Here is a 243-nt window from a genome sequence, read left to right as displayed (position 1 = left end):
CGTCTTCCACCTGACCGGTGAAGCCGATGTCACTTTGTTCATCACTATTAATCAGCTCATCACCGAACGCGATGCTGTTGTTGCCGTCGGTGCCATCACCGGGTGCGCTGGTATCGACGGTGTGCGTCGAGGCCGCGGTACTGTTAACCGTATTACCGGCCTCGTCGCTGGAGTTAACCACCACATCAAATTCAGTATCTGCAGCTAAATCGCTGCCGGCAACATCCACGCTCCAGGTGCCGT

At 56.0% G+C, this 243-nt stretch carries 1 protein-coding gene; it reads right to left on the bottom strand.

Annotated features, from left to right (window positions below):
• On the bottom strand, positions 1-243 hold a 243-nt coding region (locus L8G48_RS13430; RefSeq protein WP_248265097.1), incomplete at both ends, for a hypothetical protein.

This window comes from Idiomarina aminovorans (assembly GCF_023155095.1).
Taxonomy (GTDB): domain Bacteria; phylum Pseudomonadota; class Gammaproteobacteria; order Enterobacterales; family Alteromonadaceae; genus Idiomarina; species Idiomarina aminovorans.
This window is presented reverse-complemented; position numbering and strand designations above follow the sequence as displayed.